Genomic DNA, 18,746 nt, shown 5'->3' with positions numbered 1-18,746 from the left:
CGCGGCGCGGGGGCCAATGGGAAGGTCAACAACGTGCTTTACGCACAATCGGCAGGCGGGGCCGGCAGTCTGACGCCGATCCTCATGATCGTTCTGCTCTTCGGCGTCATGTACTTCATGATGATCCGCCCGCAGCAGAAGCGCCGCCGGGAGGCGGAGGCCATGCAGTCGGGGCTCTCCGCGGGTGACGAGGTGGTCACGATCGGCGGGCTCTACGGCACGGTCACCGACGTGGACGACGAGACCGTCCTGCTCGAGGTCGCCCCCGGCGTGCAGACCCGGTACGCCCGCCCGGCCATCGCGCGGGTGGTCACGCGGGCCGAGCTTCCGGCGACGCCGGCCACCGAGGACGCGGACACCGTCAAGGAATGACCCGTCACCCGTCCGGGCGGCCTGTCCGCCGCCCGGTCAGGGTCGCGGGCGGGTTGTGAAAACTGGATAGTCGGGTCGGCGCCCGGGCGTCGGCACGCTTTCCGTGACCGGTCGGTGCCCCCTGCCGTCCGCCGGAACGTCGTGTCGTGCTCCCGCGGGCCGCCCGGGTGGACCCGTCGGCCGGCGACCCGGCCGACACCGTCGCCGCGGGGGCGGCGGCGCGACCGTTACAGGGAGACAGGACAGCCGTGGCACCACCTCAGGGACAGATGCGCCCCGGCCGGCAGTTGGCCGTGCTGGCGGGCATCTTCGTGGTCCTTTATCTTTTGGTGTTCTTCTCCGGAGGCGCCAGCGGCAGCTTCATGGACCGGCTGGAGCCGCGGCTCGGCCTGGACCTCGTCGGCGGCACCCGGATGACACTCGAGGCGAAGAACACCGTCGACGGCCGCGCGCCGACGGCGGAGAACCTCGAGGAGGCCCGGCAGATCATCGAGAACCGGGTCAACGCGTTCGGTGTGGCCGAGGCCGAGGTGGTCACCGAGGGCAACCGGAACATCGTGATCTCCCTGCCCGGTGAGAACCGGGACCTCACGAGCGTGGGCACGCCCGCCGAGCTGCGGTTCCGCAAGGTGCTGAAGGCGGCCGACGGGAGCGGCGCCGTCGCGGCGCCCGCGCCCACGCCGTCCGCCTCCGGCGGCGCCAGCCCGAACCCGTCGGGCAGCCCGTCGGCCGGCGCCAGCGCGACGCCGTCGGGCAGCCCGTCCGCGAAGGCGACCGCGTCACCGTCGGGCGGCCAGGGCGGCATGGCGCCGACGCCGAGCGCCAGCGCCAGCCCGTCCGCGTCGGCCTCGCCGAGCGCCGCCGCCCCGTCGCCGAGCACCAGCGCGGCGCCCGTCCCGGCGGGCATCGAGGAGCAGCGCAAGGCCGTCGAGCAGAAGGTAGGCGCCGCCGCCTGGGCGGCCGCGAACGGCCTGCAGGGTCCCGCGGACCTCACGGCCGACCCCTCCCTCGCCGACAAGCTGAAGCCGTTCGGCACGCTCAGCCCGGAGGAGGTCGCGGTCCTGCCGGCGCAGATGCAGTTCAACGTGCCGACCATCGGCTGCGCCCAGCTCGACAAGCGGCCGCCGGGGTCGATCTCCGACCCGAACCAGCAGTCAGTGGCCTGCGAGGACAGCGCCGCCAAGTACCTGCTGGACGTGGCGAAGGTGCTGGGCACCGACGTGGACGACGCCAGCGCGGTGCTGGACCAGACCAACTCCTGGGTGGTCAGCCTGGACTTCACGGGCAGTGGCCAGGACAAGTGGACCAACCTGACCCGCGAGGCGTTCAACAACGAGGGTCAGGCCTGCGACGCGTCCGCCCTCGGCCAGGACGGCAAGTGCCGGGTCGCCGTGGTGCTCGACAACGAGATCGTCTCGTCGCCGGAGATCCAGGGCGTGCTCACCGGCAACTCCCAGATCACCGGCAGCTTCACCCAGAAGGACGCCAGCACGCTGGCCGGTCAGCTCCGCTACGGCGCCCTGCCGGCGACCTTCGAGCCGCAGGAGCAGCAGAACGTCTCCGCCACCCTGGGCGCCAGCCACCTGCGGGCGGGTCTGCTCGCGGCCGGCATCGGCATGCTGCTGGTCATCATCTACGCGTTCTTCTACTACCGGCTGCTCGGCTCGGTGATCTTCCTGAGCCTCCTGCTGTCGGCGCTGCTGGTCTTCGGCGCGCTGATCGTGCTCGGCCGGAACATCGGCTTCACCCTGACGCTCGCCGGTATCGCGGGCTTCATCGTCTCGCTCGGTGTCGCGGCGGACTCGTTCGTCATCTACTTCGAGCGGTTGAAGGACGAGATCCGGGAGGGACGCAGCCCGCGTAGCGCGGTGCCGCGGGCCTGGGCCCGCGCCCGCCGGACGATCATCTCGGCCAACGCGATCTCGATCCTCGCGGCGGTGGTGCTCTACATCGTCTCGGTCGGCACGGTGAAGGGCTTCGCCTTCGCGCTCGGTCTGGCCACGGTGCTCGACCTGGTCGTGGTGTTCCTCTTCCGGCACCCGATCATGACGATGTTCGCCCGGACGAACGCGTTCCTCTCGCCGCGGGTCAGCGGCCTGGGCCGCGTCCTGCGGACGGCCGAGGCCGAGGGCGCCACCACCACCCGCCCGTCCCGTGTGAAGGAGGCCTGACATGGCCCGCAGCGGTCTGGCCACCCGCCTCTACCGGGGCGAGGCCGGTCTCGACATCATCGGCAAGCGCAAGCTCTGGTTCTCCATCGCCGGGGTGCTGGTGCTCGCCGCGGTGCTGAGCTTCTTCGTCCGGGGCTTCACCCTGGGCATCGAGTTCGAGGGCGGCAACTCCTTCCAGGTGCCGGCGAGCGTCGGCACGTTGACGCAGACCGAGGACCGGGTCAACGGGATCCTGGGCACCGAGGCCGGCGGGGCCGGGGTCGAGTCGGCCCAGACCATCGGCGGCGCGGGCGGCGAGTTCTACGAGTTCCGCACCGCGGTGCTGAGCTCCGAGGAGGCCAACGCCACCAAGGCGGCGCTGGCGCAGGAGTTCAACCTCAACGAGGACCAGATCAGCGCGAACCAGGTCAGCGCGGCCTGGGGTGGCCAGTACACCGAGCGCGCGATGCTCGGTCTGGTCATCTTCATCGCGCTGGTGATGCTCTACCTGATCATCCGGTTCGAGTGGCGGATGGCGGTCGGCGCGGTCTCCTCGCTGCTGCTCAACCTCATCCTCACGGCGGGCGTCTACTCGTTGGTCGGGTTCGAGGTGACCCCGTCGACGATCATCGGTTTCCTCACGATCCTGGGCTTCGCGCTCTACGACGTCGTCGTGGTGTTCGACAAGGTCCAGGAGAACACGCGGGGGATCACGGCGAACAACAACCAGACGTACGGCGAGGCGGCGAACCTCGCCATCAACCAGACCCTCATGCGGTCGATCAACACCGGTCTGGTGGCGCTGCTGCCCGTCGGTGGTCTGCTCTTCATCGGTGTCCCGCTCGGCGCGGTCACCCTGAAGGACCTGGGTCTGGTGCTCTTCGTCGGTATGTTCATCGCGGTCTACTCGTCGATCTTCTTCGCCACCCCGGTGCTCACCACGCTCAAGGACTTCGAGCCGCGGATCCAGGCGCACACCAAGCGCGTCCTGGCCCGGCGCGGGGCCATCGCCCGCGGTGAGCTGACCCCGAAGGGCGCCCCGCGTCCGGCGGCGGGTGGCGAGCCCACCGACGCCGAGGCCGCAGCGCTGGCCGGCGCGGCGCCGAAGGTGGGTGCGCGCCCGGCGGGCAAGCGGCCCACCGGCGCCAGGGGCGGGCGGCCGAGCGGCGGCGGCGGAAACCGGCCGGGCGGCGCGAAGCGGCGCTGACCGGCCCGCCGGGGCCGACCCGGTAGGAATCCACCAGACGGCGTCCTGCATGCTGTGCGAGCAGCAGCAGGACGCCGTCGTCGTCGGAAGGGAAACGGGAACTGCCGTGACGGACACCCACAGCGCCGAGGTACGCGGGGACAGCGGCGAGCAGACCGCCCGCCTGGTGGCCAGCCGTGTGCTGGACGTGCCGGACTTCCCCAAGCCGGGGGTCGTGTTCAAGGACCTGATGCCCCTCTTCGCCGACGGCGACGCCTTCCGCGAGGTGATCGACGGGATCGTGGCGTACCACGGGCGGGACGCGTTCGACGCCGTGGTCGGCATCGAGGCGCGGGGCTTCGTGGTGGCGGCGGCCATCGCGTACGCCACCGGGGTCGGTGTGGTGCCGGTCCGCAAGGCCGGCAAGCTGCCCCGGCCCGCCTACTCGGCCTCGTACGAGCTGGAGTACGGCGAGGCCACCCTGGAGGTGCACCAGGACGCGTTCACGGCCGGGCACCGGGTGCTGGTGGTCGACGACGTGCTCGCCACGGGCGGCACGGCGGCGGCGACGCTGGACCTCGTCGAGCGCGCCGGCGGGACGGTTGCCGGGTTCACGGTGCTGCTGGAGTTGGGCTTCCTGGGCGGCCGGCAGCGGCTCGCCCCACGTCCGGTCCATGCCCTGCTGACCGTTTGACACCGGGGGCCGTCGGACGGACCCCGCCCGGTCCGTCCGGCGGAGCGGCAGGGCACCGTCCGTGCGGGTAGCATTGCCCTTTGCTGACGCGGACGTGACCCGTCCGGCGGCACGAGACCAGGCCGACCACGCGGTCGGCGTGTTTCCGGCGAGCGGTGAGGAGGCCGGTGTCCCACGATGTCGTCCCTCCGGTGGAGGGCACGGTGCACCCGACAGGCGACGCGGACGGCTCGGTGACCGACCGGAACGGTGACGCGACGGCCCGGGTGGCGGGCTCTGGCAACGGCTCGGCCGCTCCGGCCGACGGCGTCCGGTCCGCTGTCGTCCGCCCGTCCGACAGCGTCGTGGTCCCGTTCCGGGCCGACGGCGCGGGGGAGGCGGCGCCGAGCGCGGGCTTCGCGCTCGCCAGCGCACCGACCGGCCGGCGTGTGCGGGCGCGGCTGGCGCGGTTCAACGCGCCGTGGCAGACCTCGCAGGTCAGCGAGGTGCTGGAGCCGCTCATCGCCATGCATCGGGAGAACCACCCGAAGGCCGACGCGCGGCTGCTCCAGCGCGCCTTCGACACCGCGGCCCGGTGGCACTCCGGCCAGTACCGCAAGTCCGGCGACCCGTACATCACCCACCCCCTCGCGGTGGCCACCATCCTGGCCAACCTGGGGATGGACACCACCACCCTGGTCGCCGCGCTGCTGCACGACACGATCGAGGACACGGAGTACACGCTCGACCAGATGCGCGCCGACTTCGGCGGCGAGGTCGCGCTGCTCGTGGACGGCGTCACGAAGCTCGACAAGGTGAAGCTGGGCGACGCGGCGAAGGCCGAGACCATCCGCAAGATGGTGGTCGCCATGGCCAAGGACCCGCGGGTCCTGGTCATCAAGCTCGCCGACCGGCTGCACAACATGCGTACGCTCACCTTCCTGCCCCGCCCGAAGCAGGAGCAGAAGGCGAAGGAGACGCTGGAGATCCTGGCCCCGCTGGCCCACCGGCTGGGTATGAACACGATCAAGTGGGAGCTGGAGGACCTGGCCTTCGGCACGCTGTTCCCGAAGCGGTTCGAGGAGATCAACCGGCTCATCGGGGAGCACCAGCCGCAGCGCGAGGCGTTGCTGCGCCAGGTCACCCAGAAGGTCCAGACAGACCTGAAGGCCGCCAAGATCAAGGCGGAGACCACCGGCCGGCCGAAGCACCTCTACTCGATCTACCAGAAGATGATCGTGCGGGGGCGCGACTTCAACGACATCTACGACCTGGTCGGGGTGCGGATCCTGGTCGACACGGTGCGGGACTGCTACGCGGCGCTGGGCGTCATCCACGCCAACTGGCAGCCGGTGCCGGGCCGGTTCAAGGACTACATCGCCATGCCCAAGTTCAACATGTACCAGTCGTTGCACACGACGGTCATCGGGCCCACCGGCAAGCCGGTGGAGATGCAGATCCGCACGTACGCCATGCACCGCACCGCCGAATTCGGCATCGCCGCCCACTGGAAGTACAAGGAGCAGAAGGGCACGCAGATCGTCGGCCCGCCGGCGCACATCGACGAGATGACGTGGCTGCGCCAGCTGCTCGACTGGCAGCGCGAGGCGGCCGACCCGAGCGAGTTCCTCGACGCGCTGCGGTTCGACCTGTCCAGCCAGGAGGTGTACGTCTTCACCCCGAAGGGTGACGTCATCCCGCTGCCGACGGGGTCGACGCCGGTGGACTTCGCGTACGCGGTGCACACCGAGGTCGGGCACAAGTGCATCGGGGCGCGGGTCAACGGCAAGCTCGTGCCCCTCGAGTCGACGCTGTCCAACGGCGACGTGATCGAGATCTTCACGTCGAAGTCCGACACGGCCGGCCCCACGCAGGACTGGCTGGGCTTCGTGAAGAGCCCCCGGGCGCGTACGAAGATCCGCCAGTACTTCAACAAGGAGCGGCGCGAGGAGGCGATCGAGGCCGGCAAGGACGCGATCGTCAAGGCGATGCGCAAGCAGGGCATGCCCTTGCAGCGGATGCTCACCTCGGACGCGCTCATGGCGATCGCCCGGGACCTGCACCTCGCCGACGTCGCGTCCCTCTACGCCGCGGTCGGCGACAGCCAGGTCAGCGCCCAGTCGGTCGTGCAGAAGCTGATGGCCTCGTACGGGGGCGAGGAGGGCGCGGCGGAGGACATCGCCGAGACCGCCGTCGCCACCCGCCCGCCGCGCAGCCGGGCGAGCAGCCACGACCCGGGTGTGGTGGTCCGCGGGGTCAGCGACGTCTGGATCAAGCTGGCCCGGTGCTGCACCCCGGTGCCGCCGGACGCGGTCTTCGGTTTCGTCACCCGCTCCGGCGGGGTGAGCGTGCACCGGGACGACTGCGCCAACGCCGAGGACCTCAAGGCGCAGAGCGAGCGGGTGGTCGAGGTGAGCTGGAAGCTCACCTCGGCGTCGACGTTCCTGGTCGCCATCCAGGTCGAGGCGCTCGACCGGCACAAGCTGCTGGCCGACGTCACCCGGGTGCTCTCCGACGAGCGGGTCAACATCCTGTCGGCCACGGTCACCACCACCCGGGACCGGGTGGCGGTGAGCCGGTTCAGCTTCGAGATGGCCGACCCGAAGCACCTCGGTCACCTGCTGGCCACCGTACGCAAGGTCGACGGCGTCTTCGACGCGTACCGCGTAACGTCCGGCGCCTGACCCCCCTTCTCCTCGCCGATCTTGCACTTTCGGCCCCTGCTTTGCGGGGTTACGCACCTTTCGCCGGGGCGCAAAGTGCAAGATCGCGGAGGTGGGACCCCGCGCACGCCCGGGCTCAGCAACGACGACGGCGCCCGCCGGTCCGAAGGACCGGCGGGCGCCGTCGTCGTTGCGGGTGGGTCAGCCCTGCGGGGCGCTCATCGTGAGCTTCTTGATGACGATCTCCTTCTTCGGGTGGCCGCCACCGGCCTGCTGGGCGAAGGCGCCGTCGTCACCGGCCTTGGCCACGTCGTGGACGATGTCCATCCCGCCCGTCACGGTGCCGAGCACCGTGTAGTTCGGGTCGAGCGGCGAGTCGCCGTAGACGATGAAGAACTGGCTGCCCGTGCTGCCCGGCTGGCCCGAGTTGGCCATGGCGATGACGCCCTCCGGGTACGGGGGGCGCTTGTCGGTCGGCAGGTTCTCCTCGGCGAGGCGGTAGCTCGGGCCGCCGGTGCCGTCGGTGTCCCGCCAGCCCTTGCCGGTGGCGCTCGGGTCGCCGCACTGCAGCACCTTGATGCCCTCGGTCACCAGCCGGTGGCACTTGCTGTTGTCGAAGAAGTTCTTCTCCGCGAGGTGCGTGAAGCTCGCCGCGGTGCACGGCACCAGCGACCGGTCGACCTTGGCGGTGATCGGCCCCAGGTTCGTGTCGATCGTCATCGTCTGGACGCCGGTGTTCGACTGCTGGGTGGCCGGCAGCCCGACGTCCTTGGTCTCCTTGGTCCGCTGGTCGGCCGGGATCTCGCTGAACGCGCACTGGGCCTGGCCGGGCGCCGCGGCGTCGGTGGCGGTGTTGTCGTCGTCGCCACCGAGGCTGGTGGCCAGCCAGACGGTGCCGGCCACCACCAGCAGCAGGGCGAGGCTCGCCCCGACGATCGCCTGCGTCTGCCGGCGCTTGCGGGCCCGCGCCGCGCGCTCGGCCATCTCCTTCTCGAGCCGGGCGCGTGCCGCCGCGCGCTGCCGCTCTCTGGTGGACGTCACGCCTGGATCCTCCTGGACTGTCTGCTCGGGCGCGTGGGTGCCGTTGCGATGGGGTCGTGCGGCCGGGTCAGCCGGCGTTCGGGCTGGCCGAGGGGGCGCCCGAGCCGGTCGGTGCCGGCGTCGGCGCACCGGTGCCCGGCTCGCCGACGGTGAGGCTCTGGATCACCACGTCGGTCTGGGGCTTGACCTTGGCCCCCGTCCCATTGTCCACGGTCGGCAGGGCGCCGATCTTCTCCAGGACGTCCAGGCCGCCGGTGACCTTCCCGATCACCGGGTACGTCGGCTGCGCCGGGTTGTAGTCCTTGAAGAAGAGCAGGAACTGGCTGCCGTTCGCCCCCGGCGGGTTGGCGATCATCGCCACCGTGCCCTTCGGGTACGCCGGCGGCTGGCCGGGCGCCGGGCTCGCGGACGGGCTGGGCGACGCGGCGTCGGGCACGTTCTCGTCGTAGAACGAGTAGGTGGGCCCGCCGAGGCCGGTGCCGCTCGGGTCGCCGCAGCGCAGCGCGCCCTCCGCGGTGATCTCGTGGCACGTGGTGTTGTCGTAGAACGACCGGCTCGCCAGGTGGGCGATGCTCGCCCCGGCGCACGGGGCCGCCGCCAGGTCGAGGTCGGCGGTGATCGGCGCACCCTGGTTGGTGGTCACGGTCATCGTCCGGGTGCCGTCGGTGGGCAGCCCGGTGGTGGCCGGCATGCCGACGTCCTTGAGGTTGGTGTTGGCGGTGGCGTCCTGCGGTGTCCAGAGACAGACCTCGTCCGCCGCGGTGTCCGCCGCCGGCTCGGAGTCGAAGGCGCCGAGCGCCCAGGCGGAGCCGACCACGATCAGCGCGAGCACCACGACGGCGCCCACACCGGCCTGGATCTGCCGTCGGCGCCTGACCCGCGCGGCGCGGCGGGCCATCTGCCGGTCGAGCTTGGCCCGCGCCAGTTTGCGCTGCCGGTCCCTGCTGGAAGCCACCCGTGCTCCCCTTCCTCTACCCTGGTCGTCACCGGCGTCCGGGCGTTTCGCGCCCGTGCGGGCCAGTGCGCCACGCCACACGCCCGCCAGAGTGTACGGCCACCGGCTGTGAAAGTGGTGTACGAGGTCCAGGCTGCCCGTATCGGAGCGCATCGCTGTGCGCGGTGGGACCGGCGGGACGGATGGTCCGCCGAAAGCCGATCGCCCCGCCGGTTAGGCTGATCAGGACGGACCCCGGCTCGACGGAAAGGGGAGCGGACGTGCTCGTGGCCGGCTTTCCCGCCGACGCCTTCGGCACCAACTGCTACGTGGTCGCCGCGGCGCCGGGGGAGCAGTGCGTGGTGGTCGACCCCGGGATCGGGGTGCTCGACCAGCTCGACGCCGTGCTCGCCGAGCACCGCCTGCACCCGGCCGCCGTGCTGCTCACCCACGGCCACCTCGACCACACCTTCTCGGTCGCGCCCGTCTGCGGCGCGCGGGGCATCACGGCGTACGTCCACCCGGGCGACCGCGAGATGCTCGCCGACCCGGCCAAGGGGCTCTCGGCGGACCTCACGGCGCTGTTCGGCGGCCGCCTGCCGTACACCGAGCCGGAGGACGTGGCCGAGCTGTCCGACGGCGCCACCCTGCGCCTCGCCGGCCTGGAGTTCACCGTCGACCACGCCCCCGGCCATACCGGCGGGTCGGTGCTGTTCCGGATGCCCGGCGCCGGCTCGCGTTGGGAGGCCGACGAGATCTGCCTCTCCGGCGACGTGCTCTTCGCGGGCTCGATCGGTCGCACCGACCTGCCGGGCGGCAGCATGCCGGCCATGCTCGCCAGCCTGCGGGACAAGATCCTCCCGCTGGCGGACGACACGGTCGTCCTGCCCGGCCACGGCCCCACGACCACGATCGGCCGCGAGCGCGCGACCAACCCGTACCTCATCGAGGTGGCGGAGTCCGGCGACGCGCGCCCGGCCGCACCCACCCGCGGTCTGTGACGACCGCGACCCACGACCTCGCCGCGCGGTCCCGCGCGGTTTCCAAGGAGTACGCGATGAGCAAGCCCACGCCCATCTCCGGTTTCCCGGAGTGGACGCCCGCCCAGCGGATGATCGAGCAGTTCGTGCTCGACCGTATCCGCGACACCTTCGAGCTGTACGGCTTCGCCCCGCTGGAGACCCGGGCCGTGGAGCCTCTCGACCAGCTGCTGCGCAAGGGGGAGACCTCCAAGGAGGTCTACGTGATCCGGCGGTTGCAGGGCGACGAGCAGGAGCCGGCCGGTGAGGACGCGCTCGGCCTGCACTTCGACCTGACGGTGCCGTTCGCCCGGTACGTGCTGGAGAACGCCGGCAAGCTCCAGTTCCCGTTCCGCCGCTACCAGATCCAGAAGGTGTGGCGGGGGGAGCGGCCGCAGGAGGGGCGCTACCGCGAGTTCGTCCAGGCCGACATCGACATCGTCGACCGTGACACGCTCGCCGCGCACCACGAGGCGGAGATGCCGCTGGTGATCGGGGACGCGCTGCGGTCGCTGCCCATCCCGCCGGTGCTGATCCAGGTGAACAACCGCAAGATCTGCGAGGGCTTCTACCGGGGCATCGGGCTGACCGACCCGGAGGCGGCGCTGCGGGCCGTCGACAAGCTCGACAAGATCGGGCCGGCGAACGTGGCCGAGTTGCTGGCCCAGACGGCCGGGGCGAGCGAGGCGCAGGCCAAGGCGTGCCTGGCGTTGGCCGAGATCTCGGCGCCGGACGCGTCGTTCGCCGACGCGGTGCGGGCGCTCGGCGTCGACGACCCGCTGCTGGAGGAGGGGATCGCCGAGCTGGTGCGGGTGGTGGAGACCGCGGCCGAGCACGCGCCCGGGTTGTGCGTGGCCGACCTGCGGATCGCCCGTGGCCTGGATTACTACACCGGGACGGTCTACGAGACCCAGATGCGCGGCTACGAGCGGTACGGCTCGATCTGCTCCGGCGGCCGGTACGACAACCTGGCCAGCTCGGGCGCCGTCCGGTTCCCCGGGGTGGGCATCTCGATCGGCGTCACCCGGCTGCTCGGTCTGCTGTTCGGCACCGGCGGGCTGTCGGTCTCTCGGGAGGTGCCGACCTGCGTCCTGGTCGCGGTGACCAACGAGGAGCAGCGGGCGGTCAGCAACCGGGTGGCCGACGCGCTGCGCCGGCGCGGGATCCCCACGGAGGTCTCGCCGAGCGCCGCGAAGTTCGGCAAGCAGATCCGTCACGCCGAGCGGCGGGGCATCCCGTACGTCTGGTTCCCCGGCGCGGACGGCGCCGCCGACGAGGTGAAGGACATCCGCTCCGGCGACCAGCTCCCGGCAACCGCGGACACGTGGACCCCTCCCACGGAGGACCTGAAGCCCACGGTGAGCTGACCCGACCCCACGCCGACCCTCCCCGCGATCTTGCACTTTGTGCCCCGGCGAACGGGGCGTATGCCGCGTAACAGGGGCCGAAAGTGCAAGATCGCGGGGGAGGGGGCTAGAGCTCGACGACCACGCGGCCCGCGGAGCCGGATTTCTCCGCGGCGTCGTGGGCGTCCGCGATGCGGTCGAGGGGATACCGGCCCACGATCGGGTAGCGGAGGTCGCCCGCCTCCAGCGCCTCGGTCAGGGCGGCGGCCGCGGCCTGGTTGGCGTCCTCGGGGAAGTCGTCGTTGCTGAGGAAGCGCACGGTGACGTTGCGGAAACCGAGCGGCCAGTACGGGATCCGCGGCTCGGCCTCGCCGGTCGCGTACGTGGCGACGGTGCCGCCGATGCGCAGGACCTCCAGGTCGGTGGCGATGCCGGTGTCGAACGCGACCTCGGCGACGCGGTCCACGCCGTCGGGCGCCAGGGCGCGGATCTGCTCCACGTCCGCAGCCGTGCCGGTCGTGACGACGACGTGGTGGGCGCCAGCCGTCAGGGCCGGTGTCCGCTGCTCGGGGTGGCGCACGGTGGCGATCACGGTGGCCCCGCCTCGGCGGGCGAGGGCGAGGGCGGCCCGCCCGACGGCCCCGAGCGCCCCGGTCACCAGGACCGTCCGACCGGTGACCGGCCCGTCGGCGAAGATCGCCCGATGGGCGGTGATGCCGGGGATCCCGAGCAGCGCCGCCTGCTCGAGGGGCACGCCGTCGGGCAGGTCCACGGCGTGCGCCGCCGGGACGGTCACGTACTCGGCCGCGGTGCCGAACGGGCGGTACGACTGGGCGAGGTACACCCAGACCCGGCTCCCGACGCGCGCCGGGTCGACCCCGGGGCCGACGGCGTCGACCGTGCCGGCGCCGTCGCCGTGCGGGATCACCCGCGGGTACGCCATCGTGGAGCCCCACCAGCCTCTCCGCTTGCCGAGGTCACCCACGTGCACGCCGGACCAGGCCACCCGGACGCGGACCTCGCCGGGCCCCGGATCCGGCGTGGGCACCTCACCGACCTGCAGGACGTCGTGCGCGTCGCCCTGCCGTTCGTAGTAGGCCGCGCGCATCACCGGTCACCGCCGGCCAGGGTGCCCTCCTCCGCGCTGACCACGCTGTCGATCGCCGCGAAGAACGCCGCGATGCCCGGGCGGTTCGCTCCCTTGACGCGCGAGGCCGCGAAGTCCTCGGCGCTGCGCCAGCGCACGACGTCCAACCACTCGCCGTCCGGCAACCGGACGAGGTCGGCGTCGAGGAAGCCGGCCCGGTCGGCGCGGAAATCGGCCAGCATCGCGGGCCTTGCCGCCAGCAGCGCGTCGACCTGCTCAGGCCGGACGCGGAAACGCGTCAGTTCCACGGTCGTCATCTCACACCCCCAGTTAGTCACCTGAGTTGATAGTATCTGGAGGTGACTAAATCAGAGCGGCGCAGTGAACGGAAGCGACGTGATCCGGATCTCGGCGTCCTCGTCGGGCAACTGCTGTTCGCGTTCCAGGACGAGCTGTTCGCCACCCTCGCCGCACAGGGCCACCCCGACCTGCGGCCACGGCACGGGATCATCCTCGCGTACCTCGACGCCGAGGGCAGTCGCGCGACGGAACTCGCCCGGCAGTCCGGCCAGCACAAGCAGGTGGTCGGCAAACTAATCGACGAGCTGGAGGCGCTCGGGTACGTGGAACGGCGGCCCGACCCGACCGACCGGAGGGCCAAGCTCGTCGCGCCGACCGCCCTGGGGCTGGACCAGATGGCGCGATCCGACGCGATCGTCGCGGCCATCGAGGCGCGGCACGCGCAGGCCGTCGGCGCGGAGACGTACCGGGCGTTCAAGGCGGTGCTGCGCGAAGTGACCGAGAGCCAGCGCGCGCCGAGGCCGTGACCCGTGCCCCGGCCCCCCGCGATCTTGCACTTTCGGCCCCTAATACGCGGCATTTGCCCCGTTCGCCGGGGCACAAAGTGCAAGATCGCGGGGATGGCGGGGTCAGGGTTCGGGGGTTACGGGGAACAGCAGGCAGGTGCTTGTCGCGTGGGCGACCAGGCGGTCGCGCGCGTCGGTGAGGCGGGCCTCGGCCAGCGCCGTCCGGCGGCCGCGTTGCAGGACCGTGCCCTCGCAGCGCAGCGTCCCGGAGTCGACGGTGACCGGGCGCAGGAACTTCACGTTCAGGTCGAGCGAGGTGTAGCCGACGCCGACCGGCAGGGTGGTGTGCACGGCGCAGCCCGCGGCGGTGTCGAGGAGTGTCGAGATGACTCCGCCGTGGACACTGCCGAGAGGGTTGTAGTGGAACTCCTGCGGCACCAGCTCGACGGCGACGCGACCCTCCTCGGCCGTCATGCGCGACATGCCGAGCAGGTGCATGACCGGCGGCGCGGCCAGCTCGCCGGCGATCATCGCCCGCAGCAGGTCGAGGCCGCTGCGGCGGCCGAGCTGGGCGGCGTTCTCCGCCGGGTCGGACCAGGAGAAGGTACGGCTGCGCGCCGGTTCCTGCGTCTGCGTCATGGACTCAGCCTGGCAGCCTGTTGCTGAGTCTGTCAACGAGACCTAGCCTGGTCGCCATGAGACCCGCGGCGCTGGACTGGTCGGTGGACAACTGCACGATCGCGCGGGCGATGGAGATCCTCGGCGAGCGGTGGACCCTCGTCGTGCTGCGCGAGGTGTTCAACGGGATCCGCCGCTTCGACGACATGCGCGTACGGACCGGCATCCCGCGCCAGGTGCTCACCAACCGGCTGGCCACCCTGGTCGAGCAGGGCGTGCTGCGCCGGGAGCCGTACCGGGAGCCGGGCAGTCGGCTGCGGCACGAGTACCGGCTGACCGGAAAGGGCCTGGACCTCTGGCCGGTGCTCGTCGCGGTGCTCGGCTGGGGCGACCGCTACCTCGCCGACGCGGACGGCTCGCCGCTCAGCGTCGCGCACCGCGACTGCGGCGCCGAGGTCCACGTCGAACTGCGCTGCGCGCAGGGGCACCTCGTCGACTCGCCGCGCGGCGTGGTGCCGCGACCCGGCCCCGGCGCGCGCCGCCGGGCGGACGGCTAGCGACGGGCCGGCCGGCGGGCGGCCAGGCGCTCGCGGGCGGCTCGGACCCGGGTCGGCGGCCCTGTCTGTGTCCACGATGGTTCCGTACGGTGACGGGCGCCCTCCGGGCGAAAAGGGCAAAGCAGAGTCTTGCTTAGGATCTTAAGTATGTGAATACTTCAGTGAGTTCGGCCGGTTCCCCCAGTTCGGCCGGACCTCTTCCGGGCCCCGTCGTCCCCGGCGCGGGCCGTCGCCCCCTCCCTGGAGGTTTGTTACATGCGACCCACGAGGTCCACTCTCCGCCACGCCGCCACCGTCGCCGTGGCCGGAACGCTGGTCGTCGGCTCGCTCATCGGCGCGCCCGCGCAGGCCGCCCCCGCCGCTTCCCCCGACACCGCCGCCGCCCTCTCCGCGGCGCTCGGCGACCGCTCCGCCGGCTCGTACATCGACGCCAGCGGCAGGTCCGTCGTGACCGTGACCGACGCCGCGGCCGCCCGCCAGGTGAGCAACGCCGGCGCCACCGTCAAGTACGTCACCCGCGGCGCCGCCGAGCTCAACCGGGCCACGGCCGACCTGGAGCGTTCCGCCAAGATCCCGGGCACCGCGTGGTGGACCGACCCGGTCACCAACCAGGTCGTCGTCTCCGTGGACAGCACCGTCACCGGCGCGAAGCTGGAGCAGGTCAAGGCCGCCGCCGCGCGGGCCAACGGCGCGGTCCGGATCGAGGCCGAGGCCGGCGTGCTCAGCACCCGGATCTCCGGCGGCCAGGCGATCTACGCCGGTGGCGGCGGTCGCTGCTCGCTGGGCTTCAACGTCCGCAGCGGCAGCACCTACTACTTCCTGACCGCCGGGCACTGCACCAACATCTCGTCGAGCTGGTACTCGAACTCCGCCCAGACCAACCTGCTCGGCACCCGCGCCGGTTCGAGCTTCCCGGGTAACGACTACGGCATCGTCCGGCACAGCAACTCGGCCAACGCCGCCGGCAACGTCTACCTCTACAACGGCAGCTACCGGGACATCACCGGCGCCGGCAACGCCTCCGTCGGCCAGTCGGTGCAGCGCTCCGGCAGCACCACGGGCCTGCGCAGCGGCTCGGTGACCGCCACCAACGCCACGGTCAACTACGCCGAGGGCAGCGTCTCCGGCCTCATCCGCACCAACGTCTGCGCCGAGCCGGGCGACAGCGGCGGCTCGCTGTTCAGCGGCAGCACCGCCCTGGGCCTCACCTCCGGCGGCAGCGGCAACTGCCGCACCGGCGGCACCACCTACTTCCAGCCGGTCACCGAGGCGCTGAGCGTCTACGGCGTCAGCATCTTCTGATCGCACCCCGCGAGCGGGCCGCCGGAGTCGTCCGGCGGCCCGCCTCGCATGTCCGGCCCGCGGCGGTCGGCCCGTCCCACAGGACCGGGACACGGCCCCGCCGACCAGGGGCGCGGGTCGGGGGAGACAGCCCGGGTCACCGACGGCACACGGGTCAGGCACGCTGGCCCGGGCCGCCGCCGGTCCCGCCCTCGCGGGCGCTGGTCAGGGAAGCCGACCCGGCCGGCGGGGCGCGGGCCCACGGGAGGAGCGGCGGCCACCGGGTCGTACCGCCGTGACGCGGCGGCGGGGATCGGCGGGCGGCGCGGCGCCGGCGACCCACGCGCGCTGCGCCCGCCGGGCGGACAGGACCGCGAGCAGCGGCCACAGCGCGGCGGCCAGCGCCGTCACCCGTTCGGCCAGCCCGGCCCGGGACCCGCCGGTCACCTCGAACGCGAACCAGCCGACGAGGCCGAGCAGCACCACCGTGACGCTGAGCCCGACCGCCCGGCGGAACGCCCAGGGCGGTTCCGGCTGCCCGGCGCCCGCGACGCGTGGCAGCCTCAGCGCGGTGCCGGCCGGCCAGAGCGACAGCGCCAGGACGGCCACGGTCGCCACCGTGCCGTGGGCGAGCGACCCGCCGACCGTCGGCCGGGGGAAGGCGATCAGCGCGATCGTGGCCACCCCACCGACGGCGAGCAGGAAGCGGCTGGGCAGCCCGGCCGCGTGCAGCGCGGCGGCGATCACCAGGTAGCAGGCGCCGAACAGCAGCAAGACGCCCGTCATGATCCAGGAGTCGGTGGCCTCCCGCCCGGCCAGCTCGCTGATGGTGTCCCGGACCGGGTCGTAGTCGGCCGGCTGGCGCGCGCCCGCGACCGTCCACCCGGTCACCAGCAGCACGGGTGCCGCGGCCGCCGTGGCGACCGCCCAGGTCGGTACGGCGCGCATTCGGTCACGGTAACCGGCGCGACGGCCCGTCGGGCCGGGTTCGTACGCCGCTCACCGGTGAATGGCGCCGGCGTGCCGGGTGCCCGGAGGAACGGCGGCCGCCCCTGACAGAATGCCGGTGAGGACTGTTCCACGATGAGGAGTTGCCAGCCGTGATCCGTACCCACAATGCCGGAAGCCTGCGCGCCGCGGACGCCGGCTCGACGGTGACGCTCGCCGGCTGGGTGGCCCGCCGCCGTGACCACGGCGGCGTCATCTTCGTCGACCTGCGCGACGGCTCCGGCGTGGTCCAGGTGGTGTTCCGCGAGGAGGACGCGCACGCGCTGCGCAACGAGTTCTGCGTGAAGGTCACCGGCGAGGTGACCCGTCGCCCCGAGGGCAACGAGAACCCGGACCTGCCGACCGGCGAGGTCGAGGTGACCGCCGCCGAGCTGGAGGTGCTGTCCGAGGCCGCGCCGCTGCCGCTGCCGGTGGACGACCAGATCGAGGCGGGCGACGACATCCGGCTCAAGTACCGCTACCTGGACCTGCGTCGCAGCGGCCCCGCCCGGGCAATGCGGCTGCGCTCCCGGGCCAGCCAGCTGGCCCGCACGGTGCTGCACGAGCGCGACTTCCTGGAGATCGAGACCCCGACGCTGACCCGTTCGACCCCGGAGGGCGCCCGCGACTTCCTGGTGCCGGTGCGCCTGCAGCCCGGCAGCTGGTACGCGCTGCCGCAGTCGCCGCAGCTGTTCAAGCAGCTGCTCATGGTGGGCGGCATGGAGCGCTACTACCAGATCGCGCGCTGCTACCGCGACGAGGACTTCCGGGCCGACCGGCAGCCGGAGTTCACCCAGCTCGACATCGAGATGTCGTTCGTCACCGAGGACGACGTGATCGACCTCGGCGAGGCGATCGTGTCGGCGCTCTGGTCGGACCTGGCCGGCCACGAGATCCCCCGGCCGATCCCGCGCATCACCTGGCACGACGCCATGGCCCGCTACGGCTCCGACAAGCCGGACCTGCGCTACGGCGTCGAGCTGACCGAGCTGACCGACTACCTGCGCGGCACCGAGTTCCGGGTGTTCGCCGGAGCGATCGACGCCGGCGGGTACGTGGGCGCGGTCGTCATGCCGGGCGGCGCGAGCCAGACCCGCAAGGAGCTGGACGGCTGGCAGGACTGGGCCAAGGCGCGCGGCGCCCGCGGCCTCGCGTACGTGGTGCTGGACGCCGAGACCGGCGAGGCGCGCGGCCCGGTGGCGAAGAACCTCTCCGAGGCGCACCTGGCCGGGCTGGCCGACGCCGTCGGCGCGAAGCCGGGCGACGCGATCTTCTTCGCCGCCAGCACGAACACCCGCGAGGCGCAGGAGCTGCTCGGCGCCGCCCGCGTGGAGATCGCCCGCCGGGCCAACCTGGTCGACGAGAGCGCGTGGGCCTTCTGCTGGGTGGTCGACGCGCCGATGTTCGAGAAGACGGACGAGGGCGGCTGGACGGCCGTGCACCACCCGTTCACCTCGCCGAACGCCGAGTGGGTCGACCGGTTCGAGGAGGCGCCGGACCGGGCCCTGGCGTACGCGTACGACATCGTCTGCAACGGCAACGAGATCGGCGGTGGCTCGATCCGTATCCACCGGGGCGATGTGCAGCAGCGGGTGTTCGACCTGCTCGGCATCACGCCGGACGAGGCGCAGGACAAGTTCGGCTTCCTGCTGGAGGCGTTCAAGTACGGCGCCCCGCCGCACGGCGGCATCGCGTTCGGCTGGGACCGCGTCTGCATGCTGCTCGCCGGCGCGGACTCGATCCGCGAGGTCATCGCGTTCCCGAAGACCCGGGGCGGCTTCGACCCGCTGACCGGCGCGCCCACGCCGATCACCGCGCAGCAGCGTACGGAGGCGGGCATCGACGCCAAGCCCAAGCCGCAGGCCGCGCCGCACACCGGCACCGCCGGCCCGGTGGCCCCGGTCGCCGACCCGACCTGACCCGACCGGCCTGTCCCGCGGCGGCCCGGCCGGCTTGGCGGCCCGGCCAGCTTGGCGGCCCGGGCAGCTTGGATGATCAAGAGGTTTGCGTCATGATCCCGTGTCGG

At 72.4% G+C, this 18,746-nt stretch carries 17 protein-coding genes; 11 read left to right on the top strand and 6 right to left on the bottom strand.

Going from position 1 to position 18,746, the window contains the following annotated elements; translation table 11 throughout:
- Positions 1 to 33 precede the first annotated feature (33 nt).
- From yajC to D7193_RS00675, 5 genes are all read left to right on the top strand, one after another.
- A complete protein-coding gene (gene yajC, locus D7193_RS00695) occupies positions 34 to 372 on the top strand; it encodes a preprotein translocase subunit YajC (protein ID WP_120779148.1) in 339 nt (112 codons plus the stop codon).
- A 248-nt stretch (positions 373 to 620) separates the two neighbouring features.
- Positions 621 to 2,543, top strand: a complete 1,923-nt coding sequence (gene secD, locus D7193_RS00690; protein ID WP_174242526.1) for a protein translocase subunit SecD — start codon at positions 621 to 623, stop codon at positions 2,541 to 2,543.
- A 1-nt stretch (position 2,544) separates the two neighbouring features.
- Positions 2,545 to 3,729, top strand: a complete 1,185-nt coding sequence (gene secF / locus D7193_RS00685) for a protein translocase subunit SecF (protein ID WP_120777440.1) — start codon at positions 2,545 to 2,547, stop codon at positions 3,727 to 3,729.
- Between the two features lie 106 nt (positions 3,730 to 3,835).
- Complete coding sequence (locus tag D7193_RS00680) at positions 3,836 to 4,402, top strand: adenine phosphoribosyltransferase (protein WP_120777439.1); 567 nt, start codon at positions 3,836 to 3,838, stop codon at positions 4,400 to 4,402.
- Positions 4,403 to 4,593: 191 nt separating this feature from the next.
- Positions 4,594 to 7,065, top strand: a complete 2,472-nt coding sequence (locus D7193_RS00675; protein WP_174242579.1) for a RelA/SpoT family protein — start codon at positions 4,594 to 4,596, stop codon at positions 7,063 to 7,065.
- Between the two features lie 180 nt (positions 7,066 to 7,245).
- Here D7193_RS00675 and D7193_RS00670 read toward each other — a convergent pair whose 3' ends face one another.
- Together D7193_RS00670 and D7193_RS00665 are read right to left on the bottom strand one after the other, a co-directional pair.
- On the bottom strand, positions 7,246 to 8,085 hold the full coding sequence (locus D7193_RS00670) for a peptidylprolyl isomerase (RefSeq protein WP_120777437.1): 840 nt from the start codon (positions 8,083 to 8,085) through the stop codon (positions 7,246 to 7,248).
- Between the two features lie 67 nt (positions 8,086 to 8,152).
- Positions 8,153 to 9,040 (bottom strand): peptidylprolyl isomerase, encoded by an 888-nt coding sequence (locus D7193_RS00665; RefSeq protein WP_120777436.1) that lies wholly within the window; start codon positions 9,038 to 9,040, stop codon positions 8,153 to 8,155.
- 260 nt (positions 9,041 to 9,300) lie between these two features.
- On the opposite strand from D7193_RS00665, the gene D7193_RS00660 reads away from it, so the two are divergent.
- Together D7193_RS00660 and hisS are read left to right on the top strand one after the other, a co-directional pair.
- Positions 9,301 to 10,020 carry an MBL fold metallo-hydrolase gene (locus tag D7193_RS00660; protein ID WP_120777435.1) on the top strand — a complete coding sequence of 240 codons (720 nt, stop codon included), beginning with the start codon at positions 9,301 to 9,303 and terminating at the stop codon, positions 10,018 to 10,020.
- 56 nt (positions 10,021 to 10,076) lie between these two features.
- Complete coding sequence (gene hisS, locus D7193_RS00655) at positions 10,077 to 11,405, top strand: histidine--tRNA ligase (RefSeq protein ID WP_120779147.1); 1,329 nt, start codon at positions 10,077 to 10,079, stop codon at positions 11,403 to 11,405.
- A gap of 106 nt (positions 11,406 to 11,511) precedes the next feature.
- On the opposite strand, the gene D7193_RS00650 is transcribed toward hisS, so the two are convergent.
- Both D7193_RS00650 and D7193_RS00645 read right to left on the bottom strand, forming a co-directional pair.
- Positions 11,512 to 12,492, bottom strand: coding sequence for an NADPH:quinone reductase (locus D7193_RS00650; RefSeq protein ID WP_120777434.1), 981 nt, complete (start codon positions 12,490 to 12,492; stop codon positions 11,512 to 11,514).
- On the bottom strand, positions 12,492 to 12,779 hold the full coding sequence (locus D7193_RS00645) for a putative quinol monooxygenase (RefSeq protein ID WP_206611830.1): 288 nt from the start codon (positions 12,777 to 12,779) through the stop codon (positions 12,492 to 12,494). The genes D7193_RS00650 and D7193_RS00645 overlap by 1 nt, the downstream gene beginning before the upstream one ends.
- Positions 12,780 to 12,830: 51 nt before the next feature.
- Between D7193_RS00645 and D7193_RS00640 the strand changes: the two genes are divergently transcribed.
- Positions 12,831 to 13,298, top strand: a complete 468-nt coding sequence (locus D7193_RS00640; RefSeq protein WP_120777432.1) for a MarR family winged helix-turn-helix transcriptional regulator — start codon at positions 12,831 to 12,833, stop codon at positions 13,296 to 13,298.
- Positions 13,299 to 13,400: 102 nt separating this feature from the next.
- Here the strand turns inward: D7193_RS00640 and D7193_RS00635 are convergent, their stop codons facing one another.
- Entirely contained in the window at positions 13,401 to 13,916 is a 516-nt protein-coding gene (locus tag D7193_RS00635) for a PaaI family thioesterase (RefSeq protein WP_120777431.1), read from the bottom strand.
- A 56-nt stretch (positions 13,917 to 13,972) separates the two neighbouring features.
- Here D7193_RS00635 and D7193_RS00630 point away from each other — a divergent pair, with 56 nt between their 5' ends.
- Together D7193_RS00630 and D7193_RS00625 are read left to right on the top strand one after the other, a co-directional pair.
- Positions 13,973 to 14,452 (top strand): winged helix-turn-helix transcriptional regulator, encoded by a 480-nt coding sequence (locus D7193_RS00630; RefSeq protein ID WP_120777430.1) that lies wholly within the window; start codon positions 13,973 to 13,975, stop codon positions 14,450 to 14,452.
- A gap of 255 nt (positions 14,453 to 14,707) precedes the next feature.
- A complete protein-coding gene (locus D7193_RS00625) occupies positions 14,708 to 15,754 on the top strand; it encodes a S1 family peptidase (RefSeq protein WP_120777429.1) in 1,047 nt (348 codons plus the stop codon).
- 204 nt (positions 15,755 to 15,958) lie between these two features.
- On the opposite strand, the gene D7193_RS00620 is transcribed toward D7193_RS00625, so the two are convergent.
- A complete protein-coding gene (locus D7193_RS00620) occupies positions 15,959 to 16,681 on the bottom strand; it encodes a DUF998 domain-containing protein (RefSeq protein ID WP_120777428.1) in 723 nt (240 codons plus the stop codon).
- 152 nt (positions 16,682 to 16,833) lie between these two features.
- On the opposite strand from D7193_RS00620, the gene aspS reads away from it, so the two are divergent.
- A complete protein-coding gene (aspS, locus tag D7193_RS00615) occupies positions 16,834 to 18,639 on the top strand; it encodes an aspartate--tRNA ligase (protein WP_120777427.1) in 1,806 nt (601 codons plus the stop codon).
- Positions 18,640 to 18,746: the final 107 nt, after the last annotated feature.

The sequence above is a fragment of the Micromonospora costi genome (genome assembly GCF_003626655.1).
Classification (GTDB): Bacteria; Actinomycetota; Actinomycetes; order Mycobacteriales; family Micromonosporaceae; genus Micromonospora; species Micromonospora costi.
The sequence above is the reverse complement of the archived record's forward strand: the minus strand, read 5'-3'. Positions and strand labels throughout refer to the sequence as shown.